The following is a 22,364-nucleotide window of genomic DNA, read 5'->3' as shown; positions in this document are numbered from 1 at the left end:
GATTTTTTGGTTTGTATTTATGTTTAGAGCTTGTTTAAAATTAGTCAAAAGGCAGAGCTCGCCTGCGGCTTGGTTCATTAATTAGGTCTTTTACGTGATTTTCCTGATTATATATTGTCAAATTTATCAGCAGTAGCGCTGCCCCGAATCAAGTTCGGGATTCCAGAACTATTACTTCAAAATTTGACGCATCTAATCCGAAAACTCCTCATAAAATCTCCTATAACCGAAAATTTAAACAAGCTCTACCTTGCAAAAACTTCATTGCAACTACCCCTTAAATAACTTTATTGATAGAAATAGATGAAAAAACTCCAGTTCAAAGATTTAATTGTGTTTGAAGATGAAGATTACCTCATAATAAATAAACCACCACACATGTCTACCCTGGACGACCGTGCCTCTGAAGGGAAGGATAATATCATAGGGATGGCAAAAGACTATCTGGAGTCGGCACAGGTTTGCCACCGCCTTGATAAAGAAACATCGGGTATATTGGCCATTGCCAAAAACCCAGAGGCTTACCGACACCTTGCCATTCAATTTGAAAAAAGGCAAGTAAACAAGGTGTACCACGCAGTAATTGGTGGGATTCAAGAGTACAAAGATACCTTGGTAGATAGGGCTATTTTGCCCAACCGCACTGGTACCGTCAAGATAGACCTCAAAGGCAAGCCTGCACAAACTTATTTTAAAACCCTGAAAATATACAAAGCTCACACTTTGATAGAAGCACGCCCAGTAACAGGAAGGATGCACCAAATCAGGATTCACCTGGCAGTGTTGGGCTCGCCTATAGTACAAGATGAGCAATACGGAGGCAAACCGGTTTTTCTTTCTCAAATTAAAAGACACTTTAACCTTAAAAAATATGAGGAAGAACGCCCTTTGATCTCAAGGGTAGCATTGCACGCCCACGCTTTACACTTTAAGTTGCTCAATGGCGAAACCCAAATAGTAGAAGCACCTTACCCTAAAGATATGCGAGCATTGGTGAACCAATTAGAGAAAAATACTTAATAACTGAAGTTACGCAGACCTACTTATTTTGATGGTTATATGGCTTTATTGCTCAATGGTTGGGCTACGCATTGCGCAACAATATAGCCATTCAACAATAGAAGCAGGTGACCTTCAGAAAACTGCGTAACTTGAGTTAATAAATATATCTAGTTTAGCCCTACCTTCCAGACTTCTGAAATCTGGAAGGTATGAGTTTTTAAAAACGTTTTTCTTTCATAAAACCTGGCAACGTTTAAATGGTGAGACCACCTCATCAAAATCTTGACTCTTGAATACTCCATAGCACTCACAGGGCGCAACTTGAAGCTTGTCGCTAAAAGCTTGGGGCTGCAGGGGCTGTCGACTAAATACTATGGACTATTAGCAGGTGTAACAGCCATATTATGAACAAGTTACCGTAAGTACACCACATGGCTCCCTATCTTGCTTTTTACTCCCTCATGCATTCGGTAAATATTCAATACATTGTTGCCCTTCCTGAAAGGTTTACCACCTACCCGTACCACATTCATGGTTACTCGGTTGCCTGACAATACTTTCAACTCATTACTGTATACCTGCATCACTGGCAACACCTCTCCATCGTTATACAGATCAAGTACAATAGACTCGCCTGACTTAAGCGAACGAGTAAGCGTAAACCCTACTTTAAGGTGTGTAGTACGACGAGCACGGGTAGAAGGGCTAAAGTGACCTTTTTTGATTTCGCCAGGGGTAACTACAAAATGGGTGGCGAACAACTGCCCACTAAGCTCAGTGTTTTCTTTAAGTGCTTGCTCAAGTGCTGCTTTTAACTTCCCATACTCAGCTTGTAAGTCCTTATGTTCTTGACGATTTGGAAGGTTTGGACGATTTACTAGTGGTTTTTTTTGCTTTGTATTCTCTTTAAGAGATGCCAAACGCGCAAGCAGTGCTTCATCTTTTTGATGCATTTGCTCCAGGTCGGCAGAGATTTTAATAAGTTTTTGAAAATCTACCTGGCGGGCTTTTTTCAGTTCTTGTATTTCTCTTTTCTTTTGCTTTAGTTGCTCTATTTGCTCCTGAATTTGCAGCTTTTGTTGGGTATCGGCTTGGCGAAGCTGCCCCAGCCTGCCTTCTTTTTCTTTAATAATTTGATCAAGCGAAAGGGTATAACGGTTTAAAACCTCGTTTTTTTGCAAGGCAATATTATTTTCTTGCTTCAGTGTCGACGATTTGGTAGTTTGGTACACAGCAAAACCAACCAAGCCTATAATAATCACAAAGTATACAAGCCTTTCTGATATTTTAACCGGTTTTACTACTTTATTTTTTTCACGATTCATAACAACATTTATCTGTTTTTTTGTATAGCACCGAAAGATACTAAAAGTATCGCTTGATATTTTGCCTATTATTAGCCAATAATATTACAAAAAACAAATAATCTAAATAGTCTATTCACCACAAAGCATCCACAAGACAGGGGAAACCTTATTTTGAGCGCACAAAAAAAACTGTGCCGTATCGAGACAGTACAGTTTTTCGTGAACTTACTAAATAAAAATAACACTACTTAGATTTAGTCTGGGTTTTGGCTTGTTCGAGAGCAATTTCCCGAATGGCATTGAACGATTCGCTGTTTGACGAGCCTTCAATTGCTTTAACCGCCAAATCCTGTGCTTGTTGTAAAGCATTTTCAAGTTGTTTGGATAGACTTGTGATGCGTGAGTTTTGACTTTGAATGGTATTATCTAAAGATTCAATGGTAAGCTCAAATATTTGTTTCTCGCTTTCTACCTCTTTCTCAAGCAGTTCTGCTTTTTCTTTGGCATCGCGCTCAATCACTGCCTTGCCCTCAGCCTCTGCCCTTTTGACCGCTTTGTCCAGTTTTTCAGGAATTTCCTCAAACTTAGTTTTATAATCATTGAACTCTTTTTCAAGTTCAGCAAGCATTTTTTCATCAGCAGCCCAGGCAGTTTCTTTTGCCTCGCGTAATTCATCGAGCTCAAGTTGCAATGCCTTTTTTCTTTGTTCATACTCGTCATCTTTCAAGCTTCGCTCAAGCTCAAGGCTATACTCGTGTTCTTCGCGCTCTCTTTCTTGTCGCTTTCGGTTTTCCTCATCTCTTTCAGCTGTTTTCTGGTAGTACAAATCTTGTTCTTTGTCCCAATATTTGCGTTTTTCGGCAATATCTTCTTCAAACTCTTTGCGTCTCTTGTCCGATTCTTCCTCAAAAGTTTCTTTCGATGCTTCATAATCATTCACCAATTCATCTAAAATACCGTTTTCAACTTTTAAGTCGTACAACTTCGCTAAATCCTCTTTTTCCTCGTTGATATCTTCAGTTAACTCAGTCAACATCTCCGCCTCTACCGTCAATTTATTAGATACTTCGCTCATTGCTTTTCCCAAACCTTTTTCAATATTTTCAAGGTTTAGGATAATCCCTTCGATGTTTTCCACTTTGGCAGAGTCACCCACCACCTTTACCACAGTTTTTTCCTTCACCATGGGTTTGGTTGATGGAGCAGAAGCTACGGGAGGCTGTTTTTTAAGTTTGGTCACTTCCTGCTCAGAACTGCGCAATTTTTTTTCTACTTCTTGCTTTTGTTTTTGCAGGTCTTTGTAAGCCTGTAATATTTGTGCTTTAGTGCTCTTAGAATTAATAGTTGCCATGTGTTATTTATTTTTTAGAAAGTTTATTAATTGGTCAAATTTAATTTCACAAATCACTGGCTATTAAGCATTTGATTTGTTTTTACCATTTTTCACGGTATTTTCTAATGCAGTCAAAGATAAACTTTGTACTTGAGTCAAGGCTTCTTTCAATTCAGCCGCCAGCTTTTCTATTTGCTCCTTGTTTTTCTCAATCGTATTTTCCAGAGATTGAACCTGCATTTCATACACTTTTTTGCTTCCTTCGGCTTCTTTTGCTTTCAGTGCTGCGGCAACTTTTGCTTTGCGAGAAGCTTCTTTGATGGCAGTTTCACGCGCTTTATTTACTTCTTCTTTCAATTCGGTTTCAAAATTATCCACCCTTTGTTTATACTTCTGAAGTTTACCTTCGTTTTCTTTCAATACCTTGCGGCGACTTGCCCAGTCTTTATCTTTTTCTTTTTGTCGTGCAGTCAAATCTCTCTCAAGGTACTTTTTGGTATCGGCAAATTCATCTGCTTCAATTTTATAGGTTCGCTCCAACTCATAGTCATAATCTGCCAACTCTTTTTGTCGCGCTTTTTCCAAGCTTTCGGCATACTCCTTTACCGACAACTCAAACACTCTTTGCTCTTTTTCCCAAAGGTAGTTTTGCTCTGTAATGTCCTCTTCCAGTTTTTTGTATTGTAAAGCAGAGTTTTCCTCAAAGGCTTTACTTTGTGCCTCTTGCTCTTGCTTTAAAATGTGCAAAGCATCAGCGGCTACCTTGGTATCTTTTACATTTTTAAGGGTTTCTTTCTCAACCTTAATGGCAGCTTTCAGTTCTTCTAGTTTGGTCAGTTCATGTTGGAGTTGTAATGCCAAACTCTCTACCGAAGTACCCAATGACAACTGGAGTTCTGCCAACCCGGTAACAATGGCATTTGAGGTATAATTGGATGCTACAGCTACCAACTCTTTGTTTTCCTCTTTTTTGGCAGCTTCTTCCTTTGTGACAATTTTTGCCATCAATGCTTTACGCTCTGCCAGTAAATTTTCAAAAGAACGCATTACCTCTTCTTTTGACTGAATCGTGTTATTCATACGGTTATTTTTAAATTAGTAAAATGAAGTAATTGATGAATGATTAACTCATTGTGTATATACAAATATACGAAGATAACAGAGGTAAAGCTAAGGTAATATTGGCAGATGTTTGAATCGTTTTTTTTGTTAAAAACACAAAGATTAAAAATCTGACTATCAATTAATTATATACCCATACAGGTTTAAAATATTTTTAATATTTATTGCAAAAAACATCTCTCAAAAACTTACTAATGATCATAAAATTAGCATCTTTATTTATCCTCCTTTCAACAACAAAAAAGAAGCAAATACGCTCGCAAATGGCATCTCCATCCTGGAGAAACTCACATAAATTCACTGGCTGAAAACTACTATTTCAATATCAAATCTTTTGATATTGAAATAAATCCATTCGGTTAAAACACAGATACCTTTATCACCAAGCCTGAACTACTGATATAGTTCACTATTTTCAATATATGTCCAAGCATTTATCCCCTTTATGCCTTAATTTGCCGCTTCAACATTTTAATATCAGGTCATAAAAAATAGTATACTTCAAACATGATCACCCCAAAACAACCTTTGAGCACTCATTTTACGCCCCCGAAACACCATTGGAACTCATCAAAAACAGGCAAAAACAAAAATATCTTCTGTAAAATGTCCAACATCGGGCAAAATTTAGGTATTCATGAAAAGGAAATTTCATGACATTACCACTTTAAAACTATCCATAAATAATCGCATACATAATGAAGAAAGTATTAGGCATTGTAGGGTTGATTTTTATAACAGCCACCGGTTTTGCGCAAACTATCACTGAGTTAAAGGATTGCAATGAAGAAGATTTTTTAAATAATAAAAGTACTACCTACACACCACCAAAATATGTGTTGCCTAACAGTAACATGTGGAAAAAGTGGAGCCGAAACCGTAACAACCGTCACACGTTTGGTTTTCAGAAAAGCAGCACCTCCTTAGGCGCCACCATCATTACAGCTGAAGACATAGCCCTTGCTCCTGCTCGCAACTTGTTAGACTTGCTGGAAGTGTATGTTCCAGGCGCTTACTGGCTCAACGCTGAAAGCGGCAAGGTAATAGGCATGCAAGGCTGGATAGCATCGCGCAATTTACGCTATCAGGTATTGGTAGACGGGGTAAACGTAAATCAGCAAACCCACAGTGGAGCCATGAATGAACTCGAAAACTGGGACTTGGACGATATAGCCCAAATAGAGGTCATTCGAGGTGCAGCAGCGGCACGTTATGGCACTGGTGCTGTAGCAGGGGTCATTCTTATTAGCACCAAAGCAGCCAATGGCAGCAAAAAACAAACAAACATCAATGGTGCATTTATGAGCAGTTATAATAGCATGGGGGGTAACTTTAGTCACCGCGTATCTAACGATGATTTAGACTTTAGTTTTTTTGGCAGCTGGCGCAAAACTGCCGGATATTCGCCCAAGGCTTTTTCCAACAACCTGAATGGTGAGCATATTGAGTTTGGTTACCTTGGGCAAGACTTTAGAGTAGCGCCATTTGACAAAACGCCTTTAGCTTTTTATAATGATTATAATAATGCCCCACAACTGAAACTGGCGGCTCACTTGAGGTTTAGAAAAAAATGGAACCTAAGGCTTAGGTATACTTCTGCTGGAGGTACAGTAGGGGGCACCGCCACCCAAACATTGCAACAAACCGGTATGGTGATAGACTCAGTCACTACCGATGTCAACGGTTTCCCAGTGTATGCTTATTCACGCGAGTACGCCAATGAATTGGTGAACCTGAAGGCCTTCCAAACCCGACAATTTACGGTATCGTTGGGGCGACAATGGAACTATATAGACTCCTCGTCGAACAAAGGTTACATCATAAACTCACAGGTAAGCTGGAACACCCAGGATTATGAAAATCGTCGGGATACAATGTTTACATTTAACACTACAGTGCCTGAAAACACCCGGAAACGATTGAGCGATATTGACGACCCTATCTACAAAAAACATAACTTTAGTGAAACCACGCTCAACTTGAGGCTAAGTGGTACCTATGCTTTCCCGATTGGACAAATCACCTTGGGTACTGAATATACGCACCGTACCATTGGCATAGGTTGGGGAGATTTTGCCAATGAACTCAGAGTAGGCGAAGAAGGGGCTTTTGTAAACTCAAACAAGTCTAAAGTGATAGGGTTTTCTGCACAGCAAGGCGGCTTTACCCCTTCCACTTTTTCTGAGGGGTTTATAGGCAATGGCTGGTATAGTTACCAAACTGAGGCATTTTCTGAATTAAGTCTTTCGCCTGCCAAATGGGTTAACTTTACGGCTATGTCACGCTTGACTAACCACGCCTATAGCAAAACTGCCTGGAATCATCGCTTTGCCTTGAGTTTTCCGATTAATCATCAACACTCGCTACAGTTGAGCCGCCAAATTGCCCACCGCCTGGGAACCGAAGAGCAACTGTATGCCACCTATAGTTATGACAACCTGGCTTCACCTGAGCGGTTTGATGGCGTATCGTTCAACTATCAGTTTACGCCTACCTACCATTGGCGTTTTGCGGTGCAAGCCTACCAAAACCAGGTAGAGCTCTCTAACCTGCATACCAGACAAAACCTGCAATATTTTAGACCAATAGGTAAAACCACCTACCGAGGCATAGAACTGGAAGCAAATTATACCTCTAAAAGCTTTAACATAGGCGCCAACTACTCTAAAGTAATGCCTATTGAAGCACCTACTTATTTTCCAGGAAATTACGCAGACTCGCTGCATGTACAAACCACTTTTTTTAATAATAACCCCAACCAAATAGCTAAGCTATGGATAAGGTATAAGTTCTTTAACAACCGCGCCACTGTACAGGCTAATTTTAGAGCCATGTGGGACTATGCCTATGCTCAAAAAGACCTTAACGAAAGGGTGTATCCAGCATTTGATGAGCTTGAAACCGTGGCTGAGTCACCCCAGGAACTGGAAGAAATCAGGGCACTTAAGCAGGTCTTTTTGCAACAAAACCCTTATAATATGGATGCAAGGCTGGATATATCGGCTTCTTTAAAAATTAGTGACAACATTGTTATTTCAGCCTATGTGCTCAATTTGTGGAGCAACAACAAGGGGCGCCGATACACCTATGATGATGGGCTACAGGCACACGAAGCCGACCCACAACTTGCACAATTTGGTGTTGCTGTAGATAAAGTGGTAAGTTTTATCTACTCTCCCCAAAGGCTTAAATTTATAGAAGAACCTTTAGTATTTGGTCTCAAACTTAACCTAACCCTATAAACACTTTCAATTACGCTACATTCCCTATCATAAAAATGAAAACATTACATAATTATCTCATCGTCTTGTGCCTGCTGGTGTGCTGTGTTTTTCGAACACATGCCCAGGTAGAGCCCGCTCCATATAGTGTATGGTATTTTGGGCAAAACGCAGGGTTTAGTTTCGACAAGAAAAACAGCACTGATTATTCAGGGCTAACCCTACGCCTGGATGGAGCAGTGCAAAGTATAGAAGCTTGCTCAAGTATTGCAGATTCTGCTGGAAATTTACAGTTTTATACTGATGGACTACAGGTGTGGAACAAGTTGCACCAGGTAATGACCAATGGTGCCGACTTAAAAGGAAATAACAGTGCATCTCAGTCGGTAATGATTTTACCTAAGCCTAAAACCACCCACATATACTATGTTTTTACTATAGCACAGGGGGTTTCGGGCAATGACATGTTTTACTCGGTAGTGGATATGAGTCGCCATAATGGTTTAGGAGAAGTGATTCAAAAAAATGTGCTTATGCGGTCTAATATGACCGAACGAGTCACTGCTACCCTCAACAACAACGGGGACGATTATTGGGTAATGGCTCACGAGGCCAATAGTGATCGTTTTTTTGCTTTTGCGCTTGACTCTACTGGAATAAATACTGCCAACCCTATCATAAGTGTGGTAGGTTCTAAACATGTGGGTACTTGTGGCAGCATAGGTTATATGAAGGTACGTTGCAACAAGTTGGCTGTAGCCATTACTAACTGTGCTACTGCTACTACCAACGACCGGGTAGAAGTATTTAACTTTAACAATAGCAATGGACGAGTAACTCGCCATGAACGAACTTACAAAATACCCAATGCGTATGGGGTAGAGTTTTCTACCACTGCCAAGTATTTATTTGTGTCGGGCTGGCACGGTGGCAACCTGTTTAGAATTGACTTGAGCAAAACACCCTTCAATCCTACCGCTGTATTGCGCATAGCCACCAGCAACACCTATGGCACCTTGGGCGAAAACAATAGTTTTGGGGCTTTGATGATGGGACCTGACCGAAAAATATATGTCGCAAAAAATAATTCGGGCTTTTTGGGAGCCATCAATGAGTTTGGGGTGTATCAGGATAATATTGTGAGTTTGGGTGGCAAGAAAAGCAGGTTTGGCTTACCCAATATTCCTCAGTTTATTTGCGAATGCGACATGGGCATTAGCAAGATAGAAATTCCTCAGGTCGACATAGAAGATCCTCCCCGATCTCTTTGTATCAACTCAAGCATTCAGTTTAATGGCAAAGAAACCACTATAGAAGGGTATAGTGGGCTTATTAGTGATGATGTTCGCTGGGATTTTGGTGACCCCCGCAAAGATTCACTGGGCAATGCAAGCATTAAAAACCCTGCCTTCCATGCCTATCAGTTTCCGGGAGTATATACGGTAAAGTTATACCGCAAATGTTTTGGCAAAGAACTACTAGTAGCCATCAGAAGTATTCTTGTAAATGACTGTGCTGCTATCACCGCCTATCCGTTATGTATCAATAGCGATTCAACCAAGTTTATAGTTGCAGACTCAAACTTTGTCCAATCTATTGTTTGGGATTTTGGTGACCCTACCTCTGGTGTACACAACACTTCTACTTTGGTAAACCCTAAACATAAATATCACCAACCTGGCACTTATGAAGTTTCGGTTCGGGTAGTATACAAATCGGGCTATAGAAATACCTATAAAAGATTTATCACCATTTATGATGCTCCCAAATTTGATTTAGGACCTAATATCAATACTTGCAATGGTGATAAAATACCCACTTTTTATCAAGCCTGTCAATTTCAGTTTAGTCCCCACCGCGACAAGTACAAATGGCACGATGGCTCAGACAAATGTTATTACTTTGTAAAGCCAACCGATAATTTTGTGGCACTAACCATAGGAGAAGAACCTTGCGCTACTACAGACACGGTTTGGTTTTTGGGTGACTTTTTGACGCTTGGTCCCGACCAACAAATTTGTCCGGGAGACTCTGTTATACTCAGAGCAAATGGTCCCTGGGAGTCTTACTTATGGCACGATGGCTCTACCGACTCTATATTTGTTGCCAAAACCACTGGTCGTTACACGCTGACTGCCTCAAGAGCAGGCTGTACTGCCACTGCTTCGGTAAAAGTAGAAGTCGTAGTACCACCCAGTTCGGGGTTTCCACCGGATACGACAATATGTCCCCCACAAAACATGGTCTTTTTAGACGCCTCACAATCTGATACTACGGTTACTTATCTTTGGTCTACAGGCGATACTACCGCTTATAACCTTATTCAAAATACAGGGACTTATTGGGTAGATATTACCAAAGGCAAATGCAAAAGGCGAGACTCGATAGATGTAAACATTGTACGCCCTATAGACCTGCCTGACACCTTATTTTCGTGTGCAGCAGACAGCGTTACCAGGCTTGATGCCTATGTGGGTTTGCCAGGAGCTACTTATGCCTGGAGCAATGGCAGTACTGACTCAGTAATTGTAGTCAAACAAAAAGGGTGGTATAAGGTAACCGCTAGTTATAAAGGTTGTGTACAGACCGATTCTACCTTTTTAGACTTTAGCAATGCTCCCATAGTAGATATTGGCAAAGACACTGTAGTATGTAGTGGCAAACCTTTTATTGTCGATGCTTTTGTTGCTGGCAAAAAATACACTTATGAATGGAACACTGGGGTTAATACTTCTTTTATTGAAATAAAAACCTCTGGTGTATATACTGTGACGGTGTCTAATGATACTTGTAAAACTATGAAGTCTATCCAGGTAACGATTCCTAGCCTTGACTTGGGCAGAGATAGAACCGTATGTGACGATGCTATAGTGTATGTAAGCCCGCAAACAGTTATTTCAGGGGCTACTTATAGCTGGAACACCCTACAGACAGGAGACTCTATCAGGGTATTGCCTCCTGGCGGGCAAATCATTGCCACCATGACTTACCAGGGGTGTACCTTGACCGACACAGTAAACATTACGATGGTACCCAAACCAACCATTGACCTGGGCAATGACACTACTTTGTGCGACCCCACCCAACCCTTGGTGCTAAGTACAGGAGTAACAGGTACAGACATTCGCTATTTATGGAGCAATGGCAACACTACCCCTACCCTCACCGCCGACACAAGTGGGGTATATTGGGTAGAGGTTCGTCAGGGAGATTGCCCGGTATATGATACCATTACGATCAACTATCTGGAAATTAAGTTTCCAAAAGATACCACCGTTTGCCAAAATCAACCCGTAGCATTAGATGCAAGTCAGCCTTTGCCCGCTACTTATAGGTGGCAAGATGGCTCTACTCTCCCTATATTCTTTGCCCAAAATGCGGGTACTTATTGGGTAGATATTACGATGGGCAACTGTAGCCGCAGAGATACAGTAAAGGTAAACCTGGTAGCCGCACCCGGCTTAAACCTGGGGCAAGATACCGTAATTTGTGGCAATCAGCCCTTAGTGCTCACATCGGGCAACCCTGCCACGGTATGGTCAACGGGTGTGATTGGTAGCAACATTATAGTAGACGCTACCGGCACTTATAGCGCTACTATCGCCGTGGGGGGCTGTATTGTAACCGACGATATTAAAGTAACTTACCTGAATGCTTCGGCTTTTGATTTGGGTACCAATCAGACAATATGTGACCAAAGCAACTATGTAATAGACGCAACAAAAGGGCTTCACCCTGGCATAGACCAGTCTATGGTGACCTACCTTTGGGCAGGCGACAATAGCACAAAGTCGTTTAAGCATGTAACCCAAGATGGTTGGTATAAGGTAAAAGTAAGTTTTAACTCTAGCTGTAGTTTTGAAATTACCGACTCGGTGTATGTATCGTTTGGTACTTCGCCTGCTGTAAACCTGGGCAATGACCGCTTCTTGTGTCAAGGCGAAGCCCTTCGCCTGGATGCTACTTCGTCATTAGCCAATGTAAATTATTTGTGGCAAGACGGCAGTCAATCGGCAACCTATACTGTCACTCGCTCAGGCACTTATTGGGTCCAGGTAAACAACAATGGGTGTATAACCACCGATTCAGTAAAAGTGGTATACAGCAATGATTTTAGTTTAGGAGGAGATCGGGTCATCTGTGGGCAACAAACTGTGCTACTCAATGCTTTTGTGCAAGGAGCAACTCGTTATTTATGGCACGACGGCAGCACTCAACCTTACTATCAAGTCACTCAAACAGGCACTTATTGGGTAGAGATAAGCAATGGCACCTGTAATACACGCGACTCGGTATATATAGAGTATGTACCTCAGCCCTCTATTAGCCTGGGGGCTGATACTATAGTTTGTAATGCTACTAAATATACCATACACGTTAGCCCTAAAGAGGCTGGCGTGAGTTATGTATGGAACAATGGCTCTACAGCTGATTCCCTACAGATAAACAAATCGGGTTGGTACTGGGTAGATGCCACCAGAAACACCTGTAAAAACCGTGACTCTGTTTTTGTATTTCTACCAAGTGTCTACCTTAGCCTGGGTAGTGATACCACCATTTGTGCTGGTACTGAGCTGGGCTTGGGCAACCTTCCGGTAGATGGGCTTACCTATCACTGGAGTACAGGCTCGACTGCCTCTATGATTACAGTAACCAAGGCTGGTGATTATTTCTTAGAAGTAAATATGGCAAGCTGTATATTCCGCGACAGGGTGAAGGTAACTGTACGTGAATGCGACCCTGAAACTGATAATTTGTTTATCCCTAACATTATTACTCCCAACAATGACAGCAAAAACGATCAATTTGTAATAGAAGGGATTAGCAACAAAGGTTGGGCCCTTGAGATTTACAATCGCTGGGGAAGCCTGGTATACCAAACGGGTAACTATAAAAACAACTGGAGTGGTGGTGGTCTTCCATCGGGCATGTATTATTACCATCTAAAACACCCCCAAAAAACAGATAAACGTTACAAAGGCTGGCTAAAAATTTTACGCTAAGTCATTTTTTCACTTGCCCCTTGTTGAAAAACAGGGGGTTTTATTTTTTATAAAAACAATCGGTACTAAAGGACAAAGCAGGCAACAACTCCCCAAACAAGGTTTCGTTAGATAAAAGTAATACAAGTACTGGCATAACCACTCAATTTTTGTCTAATCATACAAAAATGCCCTAACCACTAACACTTCACAAAAGTATTGAGTATTTTAGTATCGCTGACTTACACAATTAATGATGAAATTGATGCAAAAACTATGGATTTTGGTGTGGTGCACAATGATAAGCATCACTACTACTTATGGGCAAACCATTGGCTTACACCCAGTGAGCCAAACCTCCGCTTCTCTATCAAGCTATCCTGTGTATGGTATGTATGCCCACCAATCGCTTGACCAAGAGTCGGCAAAAGCTTTGCTCAACAAGCCGTTTCGCCCTCATTTTAGTATTGGAATTTCTACCGGGTTTATGCATTACAAAGGAGATGTTTACTCTAAACTTAAAGTGGGGCCTGGTCTGAGCTATGGGGCAAGCCTCTACCTGCATTTTACCCCTTGGCTCAAGGCCAGGGCAAGCGTAGCCATAGGCTCGATCAGTGGCAACGACAGCGAAAGTGCTGACTTAGACCAACAAGCCCAAAACCTTAATTTTCGCAACCGTATTCAAGAATTAAGCTTATTGGCTGAATGGGATTTTTTTCCCTGGCTACCCGAAAAACCGAGCAAATTTGCCGCTTTTATCTTTACTGGGTTTACCTTTTTCAAACACAATCCACAATCGTTCAATGCTTTTTCGGTTACATATTTAAACCTGCGAAACCTACACACTGAAGGGCAAGTCCCGTCTAACTACTCGCTGACTTCTACTGCCATTCCTATAGGCATTGGGGGGCGTTATCGGTTTGCCAAACGTTGGACTGTATCGTTACAAGCAGGTATAAGGTTTACGCTGACAGATTATATAGACGATGTGGGCAAAGGAGCTTACCCTTCGGCAGATGCACTGCCTAATGCTCTCTCTATCCAATATGCCAACCGTTCTATGGAAAGCCGCCCCGGTTTAGACCAACTCATTGCCAGCCGGGGGGTGGTTACTTATACCGATAGTGACGGCAGTGTATACACTACGCTCAAAGGCTTTGAACCTGGTACAAGCCGGGGGCGAGTAGCCGGAAACGATAGGTATTTTCTTTTTCAGCTTACCATTAGCACTTATTTTGGCAAAATACCCCGGCTACTCCCTAACTAAACCCCTGCAAAAACAGGAAAGCCGCATACAACGCCTTTTTTTCGTATATTTGAGCATTCAGCCAAGCAATCCAACGTTTTGGTTCACTCTATTATAACATCCAACTCTTAAGAGCTGTAATGGCAAACAAAATCAAGAGGTTTTTAGAACAACTCATCCATTTGGGAGTCGACAATCAACAGGACTATACCCTACAAAAACGCATCATTCTATCAAATCAGATGAGTTATATGATGATAGCCATGCTTGGGTTTGTGGCCTTTAGCCGGGTATGGTTTTTACACGTTTACTCTACCCTATGGCTAAGCTTGTTAGAAGCGTTGCTGCTTTCTCTGGTAGTTTTTCTCAACAAAAAACAATACTTCACCGTTGGGCATGCCCTGCTATCTATACTGCCTCCAGTCATTGTACTGTTTGAGGTACCACTTATCAAGGTATTGCACGGGCAACCCATGCCTATAGCTTACCAATTTGTTCCCAGGTTTATACCCATTGCTTTTTTGCTGTTGCCTATGCTATTGATAGACCTGCAAAAAAAAGCCTTGTACTGGTGCTGTATTTTACTGCATATTACCTGCCTCATGCTGTTTGACCCAGTGCATTTTATGATGGGAGTAGGTTATGACAAAGCCCTGCCTGTGATGAAACACGTCCCCTTTATGAACTTGGTCATACTTATTACCATTTTATTTTTAGTGATGGGGTTTCAGTTTATGCAAAACCTCCACCATAAGTACAACAACAAAAATTTATTGTTGCTGTCTAAAAATGCCGAACAAAAAGAAGCTTTAAAAAACACTCAAAAAGAACTCAAAAAAAACGTAATACTTTATCAGATTCTCACTGAAAACTCCAGTGACCTGATCGAAAGGTTTGATCGTAACCATCAACTTATTTATACCAGTCCTTCGATAGAACGAATATTAGGGTACACCCTACAAGAGCGGAAAAAAATAAAACTAACGCAAATTGCTCATCCTGACGATGCGCATTGGCTGCTACAAAAGATACAAGAAAACACCGCCAAACAACAGAAATATAGCACGTATGTGTTTCGTGCCCGTCATAAACAAGGGCATTACATTTGGCTCGAAGTAGTAGCGAATGCCTTTTTTGACTCAAACGGACAATATGAGGGGGCTATAAGTAGTGCACGCGATGTGAGCGAAAGAATGGAGGCAGAGAAAAAACTTCAGGCAAATGAGGAACGGTTCAGACTGGCACAAAACTTTGCCAATATAGGTATATGGGAGTGGACACCCACTAACAACGAAATGCTGTGGTCGCCTCAAACCAATTATTTATTGGGTTTGTATCATCAAGTGGGAAAACCTTCTTTCGAAGTATTTATGAAAGCGGTACACCCTGACGACCAAGCAATGGTACAGGCAAAGATGCAACACTCAGTAAATACAGTAAAAAAATATGAGCTGGAGCACAGGGTAGTGTGGCAAGACGGTACAATATATTGGGTAAAAAGCCAGGGTAATGTACAAAGGGATCAGTATGGTAATGTAATGAAGATGTTGGGAGTAATGCAGAATATCACTCAACGCAAAGTAGATGAGCATAAACTAAAATCATCACACAAAACTTTGTCTGATTTTAAGATGGCACTCGATGAGGCTACCATTGTTGCTACTATAGACCTTCAAGGCAATATTACCTACGCCAACGACAATTTTGCTACCATTAGTGGTTATGCCACCCACGAGTTGACGGGGCGCCACTACGACGTACTTATCCCTAAAAAACAAGCATTGTCGAGTGAAGCGCTTAACACGGTACAATCGGGCAAGGTGTGGCAGGGAGAAACCAACAATGTACATAAAAGTGGGAAGCAATACTGGCTTAAAACTACGATTATCCCCTTTTTGAACGACAGAAAGCTCCCTTTTCAATATATGATCATTTGCATGGATATTACTGATCATAAAAAAGCCGAAGAGACAGTCAAGCTTCAATACCTTCAGATTGAAATGCAAAACCAGGAGCTACAGGCAACCAATGAAGAACTTCGTCAAACCAATGAAGTGTTGTTTTCTACAATGGAGCAACTCCGCGAAAGCGAACAACGCTTGTCGCTTGCCACTCTGTCGGCAAAAATGGGCATATGGGACTGGGATTTGTTGAATAATCATTTGGTATGGGACAAACAAATGTTTGAACTCTATGGTTGCAAGCCGGGCGACTTTCCGAATGCTTATGATGCCTGGGAAAAACATTTGCACCCAGATGATAAAAAACAAGTATACCTTGATTCATTACTGGCACGTGAAGGCAAAGCTGAATATAATACAGAATTTAGGGTTTGCCACCCCAATGGCAACATACGCCACATCAAAGGATTTGGCAAGGTAGTGTTTGATGACCATGCACAACCTGTGCGTATGATTGGTATCAATTGGGACATTACTACCCAAAAAAGAGCTGAAGAAGATTTGACCAATCAAAAAAGAATACTAGAACAAATTCTTGATACATTACCTATTAATATTTATATTAAGGATGATGAAGGGCGTCTGATGTTTTTGAACAAAGCTACTTGCCAAACTTATCGAATTACTAAGGAAATATTGGGTAAAACCGATGCTGAGATTTTTCCTGAATATTTGGCAGAAGCCTTTGTAAAGGATGATATGCTGGTAAGAGCAGGCACTAAACCTGGTACCTGGGAAGAACAAATTAGCTGGCAACACCTAAACATAGACCTACTGGTAGGCAAAAAACTTATCTCTTTTGAAAAAAATAAGGCACCTTATATCCTGGGATACTCGTTAGATATTACAGCCCGGAAACGCTTTGAACGTGAACTAATCACTGCCAAACAAAAAGCCGAAGAAGCAGCTCTTGCCAAAGAACAGTTTTTGTCGACCATGAGCCACGAAATAAGAACCCCAATGAATGCAGTCATTGGGATGACCCACGTTTTATTAGAAAATAAGCCTAGAGTTGACCAACTAGAAAACCTTAAAATACTCAAATTTTCGGCACAAACACTACTCTCTTTGATCAATGATATTTTAGACTTCACCAAGATAGATGCAGGAAAGGTAGAGTTTGAAGAAGTACTGTTTGACCTGCCTGAACTCATTGAGAGTATCCAAAAATCATTTGCTTTTACTGCGCAAGAAAAAAACATTCAACTAAAATTTTCAACGGATACAAATATTCCTCACAAAGTAATCGGTGACCCAGTAAGGCTTACCCAAGTGCTCACCAACCTGATGAACAATGCGATTAAGTTTACCCTCAAAGGAGAAGTGAAACTTATGCTGCAACTCATCACGCAAAACAACCGACAAGTACAACTAAGGTTTACAGTGAAAGATACTGGGGTGGGGATTCCTAAAGAAAAACAGCAAATTATATTTGATCGATTTACTCAGGCAAACCCCGAAACTATCAGAAAGTTTGGAGGAACAGGTTTGGGACTTGCTATAGTAAAACGTCTGCTAGAACTTCAAGACAGCCAAATACACCTTGAAAGTGAAGAAAATAAGGGTGCTAAGTTTTATTTTGACTTAAAATTAGATAAGTATATGCCTACATTAGATAAAAATAAAAATACTGTGGATGCTGCTACATCAAACAAAGCCAGCGGAGGCAAAATATTGCTGGTAGAAGACACAAAAATAAATCAATTGGTAGTGGCTAAGTTTCTCAAAACCTGGCAACTGACCATAGAATATGCCCTCAACGGTGTAGAAGCTGTAGAACAAGCCAAAAACAATCATTATGATCTGATATTGATGGATTTACAAATGCCCGAAATGGATGGTTATGAAGCTACCCGTAAAATAAGGTTATTGCCTGCCCATAAAAATACCCCTATCATTGCCCTGACTGCCTCGGCACTGGTAGAAGAACGCGAACGAGCGTTTGAGTCTGGAGTAAACGATTATCTCACCAAACCGTTTAGTCCTAATGAGTTATACAACAAAATTATTCGTCATATCCAAATAGATGGAGAAGCACCTCCTATGGGCTAAGGCAAGAATAATTTTTTGAAAAAACAAGCCGCATATAAACAACTCACAATCAAATACTTACAAACACATCAACCTTTAAACAGTCATTTTTTTTATATTTTTTTTCTGCAAGTGTTGTAAATTAATAAACCTTGATGCATATTTGCACTCCCAAACGGGAAATGGAGAGGTGGCAGAGTGGTCGAATGCGGCGGTCTTGAAAACCGTTGTACCGCGAGGTACCGGGGGTTCGAATCCCTCCCTCTCCGCTCAAAAGGCTTGTAAATCAATGATTTACAAGCCTTTTTCACTTTAGAAAAGCTTACAATATTTGTTAGTAAATTCCCCATCCAATGCTTGTTAACAGGTTCAGTTATAAACATTTTACCTTTAGAAACTAACCTAGCAAAAATACACGAAGCAGTGTTCCCCCTTTCTTAGCACCCTTGAGTATTTCTCCTAAAACTACTGCCTTACCCAAAAAAGAGCGCAACCATCTAAACTCATCCTACACTTATGTCCAACAATATCCACCAGATTTTCAAAGAGCTGAATTGGCTTGCAGAGCTTTTTAACTACCGTTGGGAGTTTTTGTATTGCAATGAAAGCTACAAAGACAGGGTAAGCGAATACATTGGCACACACCAATCGGGCAGAAATGGGGCTAACTACAAACCCTTAAAGTTTAACCTTGTACGCCATGATTTTGAGCACACCATTGACCGCAAGGAAAGCTATACCCATAAAGCCGAAATCATACATATTCAAGGCGCTTATGTCTATAGCGAACCTGGCACCCTCTACCACCCTGACGACGACCCACACCCTTTATTTATTACCATAGGCGACCACCCTTGGGATAAAATAGAAATCAAAGAAGCAAAAGACGGATGGTTTAGGTTTGTAAAGCACTATTGCACCTTTACCGATACAGTCAAAAGCGATTATAAACCTGTATCAAGCCTTTCGGACAAGATAAAAGATGCTTGGCTGCCTATAGACTATATTGATGCCCCTGCTAACTATCACCCCGACTTTAGTTGGAAAGAATATAAAACGGGCACCGAACACTGGACAGAGGAGCAAAAAAAGAAGGTGAGGGAAAACCTGCAACTTAAAGACAAAGCAGCTTTTTGGCTCAAATTTTACACCGAACAAGATTTACGGCAAGTAGCACCTCCTCCCCTTGATACCCAAGCGTCGCCTTATGCCCAATTTATCGAACAGCACCAATTAGGCGTAGAAGATAGGGCATTGCTTGCCCTCACAATTGCCAACCAAATACGCCCCGACTATTTATTGCCTTTGATAGAGCGCGCCCGATTGCACCCTGATTTGGGCGGAGCATCGGGGCGAGGTTTCAAAGGCTTTATTCCTACAGGCGAAACCTACCTGTTTTTGATGGCGGGTAGAAATACTTTTTTGCGGGGGCATTTGATGGAACATTTGCTAGAGCGCAGCACCTTGGTAAAAGAGGGCTTGATTGGTGTTGTCAATGCCCTGCCTGGCGAGCCATTTTTTAGTGGCATTTTGGCTTTTCACCCTGAGCAAATCCCTGCTTTATTATCGCCTAATCCTTCCTTACCCGATAACGCTCAACTTACCTACTAATGGCAGAATACGAAGAGTATGATTACTCGCTCTATCAGCAAGAACAGGAACAGGAGCAAAATAGTAGGTTTAGGACAAGAACCATTGCCGAAGAGCTGGAGCTCAAAAAACAGCGTTATGACACCAGTCACTTACCCCAAATTGATCAATTGGGACAACTGGTAACTGACGATGAAAGTCTCCAGGAGTTGAGTCATTTCATTCACTTAGATACTTTGTACATTTTGGGCGAGTTTGATATAGCTCAGGAGGCTTTGAAACGCTACTACGAAAGCATTCGCCCTGAACTGCCCCCCAAGGTTCAGGCAAAGAACAGCTTTGTGTTTGCTCCGGCAATGGTCAATCAACAAAAGTATATCTATGACCCCGAAAAAGGGACGATTACCTTAGAACAACCACCCACCGAACAAGCTGCCGAAGGTGGGCACCGAGTACCAGAAATGCCCCAGGGAGGTAAGGAAGGCAAGGAAAATGAGAAAACAGCAAAGGTGTATTATGATACGGAGACGGGCATCACGGCTGATTTTAGCGGCAAAAAACCGCGCTTTACCAAGGGAGACAAAGGCGACGAACCCATTGATGCCAAAGAAATATTTACTTTGATCAAAAGACGCAAAGAAGCCGAAGACCCACGTTTTACGGAAAACTTTCCTTTGCGCACAACTACCAGTGGGGGCGAACCCATCACCTTTGAAATACCTCACCCCAAACGTACCCATTACACCGAATTTGAGTACTTGATTTATACTGGAGTATCGGCTGATTTTAGCGGAGAACAACCCGTATTTAGTGCAGGTACTCACCCTTTGTCTACGAGCGATGTGTATGCCCATATTCAACAAAAAATCAAGGAAGGCGACCCACGCTACGTGAGCTATTTCAATAAGACACAATACACCGATGATGAACACCGACAGAAGATTAACTTTGTCATTCAAAACCCTGCGGGCACACGGGTAATAGAGTATGTGTTTCCGAGCCAGCAACCCAAAGCTGACCCCAACAACGAATATATAGGTTCGGTGGCATTGCTTGATGCCTTGGTAAACGCCAAAGAAGGCATCAGGCTTCATAGTACCCCTGACACTCAAGACAACGACTACCAACTCAAGCAAGGCATTGCGAGCAAAGTATACCCCCAAGGCACCCAAGTAACCATTATAGGCTATGGCAACGAAGAGCACGAAGGTTGGGCGTTGATACAAATTGTGGAAGATAGTGGAAAAACTCAAACGGGATGGATAGAGGCACGTTACCTCAAACAAAACATACCCGACCCACAGGCTATTTTTACCAAACGTAAGCACGAGGTAAAAAAGGGCGAAACCCTGGAGAAGCTGCTCATACAAGAATATGGGGCGACTTATGACCTCAAAGTAGGCGACGATTTACGCACCATTGCCGAAGCTTTTGCCAACCTCAACAAAGACAACCCTGGGGTATATTACACTGGAGAAGGGGGCAGTTGGTGGCGCGATTTGTTAGACCCATCAATGAAACCCGCCCGTGACCTATACCAAACCATCCGAATAAAGCAAGACCATACGGTAAGGCTGCCTTCTACTGAGTATATCGATGATTTGAAAAAAGCAGGTAAACTAAGCCAACGCAGCGATATACACAACCTTGCCATTGAGTTTGGCAAAGGTTCTACGGGCTTTTTGTTGGGCTTTAATTTTGGTTTGCTCAAAGGGGCGTATGATACCGTTACAGGTTTGGTAAAGCTCATTTATCAACTCTTTACGGGCGAACTGTATGCGATGTTTAAGCAGCTCTTTAGTATGTCTTGGGATGACGTACAAAAGCTGTTTGGGAAAATACTGGGTGACTTTGAAAAAAAATGGAATGCCCCTAACCCTTATGATAAATGGTTTTTTAGAGGGCAGGTATTAGGGCAAATTGTATTTGAAATAGCCCTTGCCATCCTGAGTGCTGGCGGTGGGTTAGTGAAAAACCTGAGCAGAATTGAGAAACTAGTACCGATTATCAATAAGTTTCAGAGTTTGAAGAAGGTAGTAATTACTGCTGCTAAAAGTAAATTGGGTAAGGCTGAGAAACTTGAGTTAGACAAAAGTGGTATATGGGGGTTTGTATTAAGGAAATTCCGAGGAAATTTAATTAAAAAAGCAGATGATGTAGTTAATCGTTTTCCTGATCACATTAACATTGAAAAGCTATCAGATAAGTTAGGCAGAACAAAAGCCTTTATGGAAGCAATAAAAATGGTTAAACTTAGGGAAAAAGATATTGATACATTCATAAAACATTTAATAAAAAGAGCAGATGAAACAAAAAACCTTAAGGGTTCTAACAAAGTGCTATTAACCAATAAAAATCAGGTTTATAATGAATTCACTCAATACTTTAATAAACTGATACCTAGTAAAATATCTGGTGATATTAAAAAGTTTGATGAGTTTGCTGCCGCCTTAATCAAAGCTGACCCCAGACAAGGAGCAGCTATTAAAGGGGTTATGTTTGAAAACTTTGTCAAAATCAAACTAAAATTCCCTAAAACTCCTACTTTTGAAAAAGCTCGTTTAAAAAC

Annotated in this window: 10 protein-coding genes and 1 tRNA gene; 8 read left to right on the top strand and 3 right to left on the bottom strand. The window is 41.3% G+C overall.

The window, feature by feature from the left end; all coding sequences use genetic code 11:
- The first annotated feature begins 303 nt into the window (after positions 1-303).
- On the top strand, positions 304-1,020 hold the full coding sequence (locus M23134_RS30540) for an RluA family pseudouridine synthase (protein WP_002703167.1): 717 nt from the start codon (positions 304-306) through the stop codon (positions 1,018-1,020).
- Between the two features lie 395 nt (positions 1,021-1,415).
- Here the strand turns inward: M23134_RS30540 and M23134_RS30535 are convergent, their stop codons facing one another.
- The 3 genes from M23134_RS30535 to M23134_RS30525 form a co-directional block, all read right to left on the bottom strand.
- Complete coding sequence (locus tag M23134_RS30535; RefSeq protein ID WP_002703165.1) at positions 1,416-2,327, bottom strand: hypothetical protein; 912 nt, start codon at positions 2,325-2,327, stop codon at positions 1,416-1,418.
- Between the two features lie 226 nt (positions 2,328-2,553).
- Positions 2,554-3,660 carry a coiled-coil domain-containing protein gene (locus M23134_RS30530; RefSeq protein WP_002703163.1) on the bottom strand — a complete coding sequence of 369 codons (1,107 nt, stop codon included), beginning with the start codon at positions 3,658-3,660 and terminating at the stop codon, positions 2,554-2,556.
- A gap of 63 nt (positions 3,661-3,723) precedes the next feature.
- Positions 3,724-4,722, bottom strand: coding sequence for a hypothetical protein (locus M23134_RS30525; RefSeq protein ID WP_002703161.1), 999 nt, complete (start codon positions 4,720-4,722; stop codon positions 3,724-3,726).
- Between the two features lie 740 nt (positions 4,723-5,462).
- Here M23134_RS30525 and M23134_RS30520 point away from each other — a divergent pair.
- The 7 genes from M23134_RS30520 to M23134_RS30490 form a co-directional block, all read left to right on the top strand.
- On the top strand, positions 5,463-8,006 hold the full coding sequence (locus M23134_RS30520) for a TonB-dependent receptor plug domain-containing protein (RefSeq protein ID WP_002703156.1): 2,544 nt from the start codon (positions 5,463-5,465) through the stop codon (positions 8,004-8,006).
- A 35-nt stretch (positions 8,007-8,041) separates the two neighbouring features.
- The gene (locus tag M23134_RS30515) at positions 8,042-12,988 is read left to right on the top strand and encodes a T9SS type B sorting domain-containing protein (protein WP_002703154.1); all 4,947 of its coding nucleotides are present in this window, start codon (positions 8,042-8,044) and stop codon (positions 12,986-12,988) included.
- Positions 12,989-13,232: 244 nt separating this feature from the next.
- Positions 13,233-14,234: a DUF6089 family protein gene (locus M23134_RS30510; protein ID WP_157558726.1), complete on the top strand. Its 1,002-nt coding sequence runs from the start codon at positions 13,233-13,235 to the stop codon at positions 14,232-14,234.
- Positions 14,235-14,353: 119 nt separating this feature from the next.
- Complete coding sequence (locus M23134_RS39170; protein WP_002703146.1) at positions 14,354-18,226, top strand: PAS domain-containing protein; 3,873 nt, start codon at positions 14,354-14,356, stop codon at positions 18,224-18,226.
- A 163-nt stretch (positions 18,227-18,389) separates the two neighbouring features.
- Positions 18,390-18,474 (top strand) — tRNA-Ser (locus tag M23134_RS30500).
- Positions 18,475-18,721: 247 nt separating this feature from the next.
- Entirely contained in the window at positions 18,722-19,816 is a 1,095-nt protein-coding gene (locus M23134_RS30495; RefSeq protein WP_002703145.1) for a hypothetical protein, read from the top strand.
- On the top strand, positions 19,816-22,364 hold a 2,549-nt coding region (locus M23134_RS30490; RefSeq protein ID WP_002703143.1), incomplete at its 3' end, for an SH3 domain-containing protein. The genes M23134_RS30495 and M23134_RS30490, both read left to right, overlap by 1 nt.

The organism is Microscilla marina ATCC 23134 (assembly GCF_000169175.1).
GTDB classification, from domain to species: Bacteria; Bacteroidota; Bacteroidia; order Cytophagales; family Microscillaceae; genus Microscilla; species Microscilla marina.
Note: the sequence above shows the minus strand (reverse complement) of the source record. Positions and strands in the feature narration are given on the sequence as shown.

What these genes read in the sequence shown, in the direction of transcription:
- M23134_RS30540 (WP_002703167.1), top strand. Translation starts at nt 304, where the DNA reads ATGAAAAAACTCCAGTTCAAAGATTTAATTGTGTTTGAAGATGAAGAT.
- M23134_RS30535 (WP_002703165.1), bottom strand. Translation starts at nt 2,327, where the DNA reads ATGAATCGTGAAAAAAATAAAGTAGTAAAACCGGTTAAAATATCAGAA.
- M23134_RS30530 (WP_002703163.1), bottom strand. Translation starts at nt 3,660, where the DNA reads ATGGCAACTATTAATTCTAAGAGCACTAAAGCACAAATATTACAGGCT.
- M23134_RS30525 (WP_002703161.1), bottom strand. Translation starts at nt 4,722, where the DNA reads ATGAATAACACGATTCAGTCAAAAGAAGAGGTAATGCGTTCTTTTGAA.
- M23134_RS30520 (WP_002703156.1), top strand. Translation starts at nt 5,463, where the DNA reads ATGAAGAAAGTATTAGGCATTGTAGGGTTGATTTTTATAACAGCCACC.
- M23134_RS30515 (WP_002703154.1), top strand. Translation starts at nt 8,042, where the DNA reads ATGAAAACATTACATAATTATCTCATCGTCTTGTGCCTGCTGGTGTGC.
- M23134_RS30510 (WP_157558726.1), top strand. Translation starts at nt 13,233, where the DNA reads ATGCAAAAACTATGGATTTTGGTGTGGTGCACAATGATAAGCATCACT.
- M23134_RS39170 (WP_002703146.1), top strand. Translation starts at nt 14,354, where the DNA reads ATGGCAAACAAAATCAAGAGGTTTTTAGAACAACTCATCCATTTGGGA.
- M23134_RS30495 (WP_002703145.1), top strand. Translation starts at nt 18,722, where the DNA reads ATGTCCAACAATATCCACCAGATTTTCAAAGAGCTGAATTGGCTTGCA.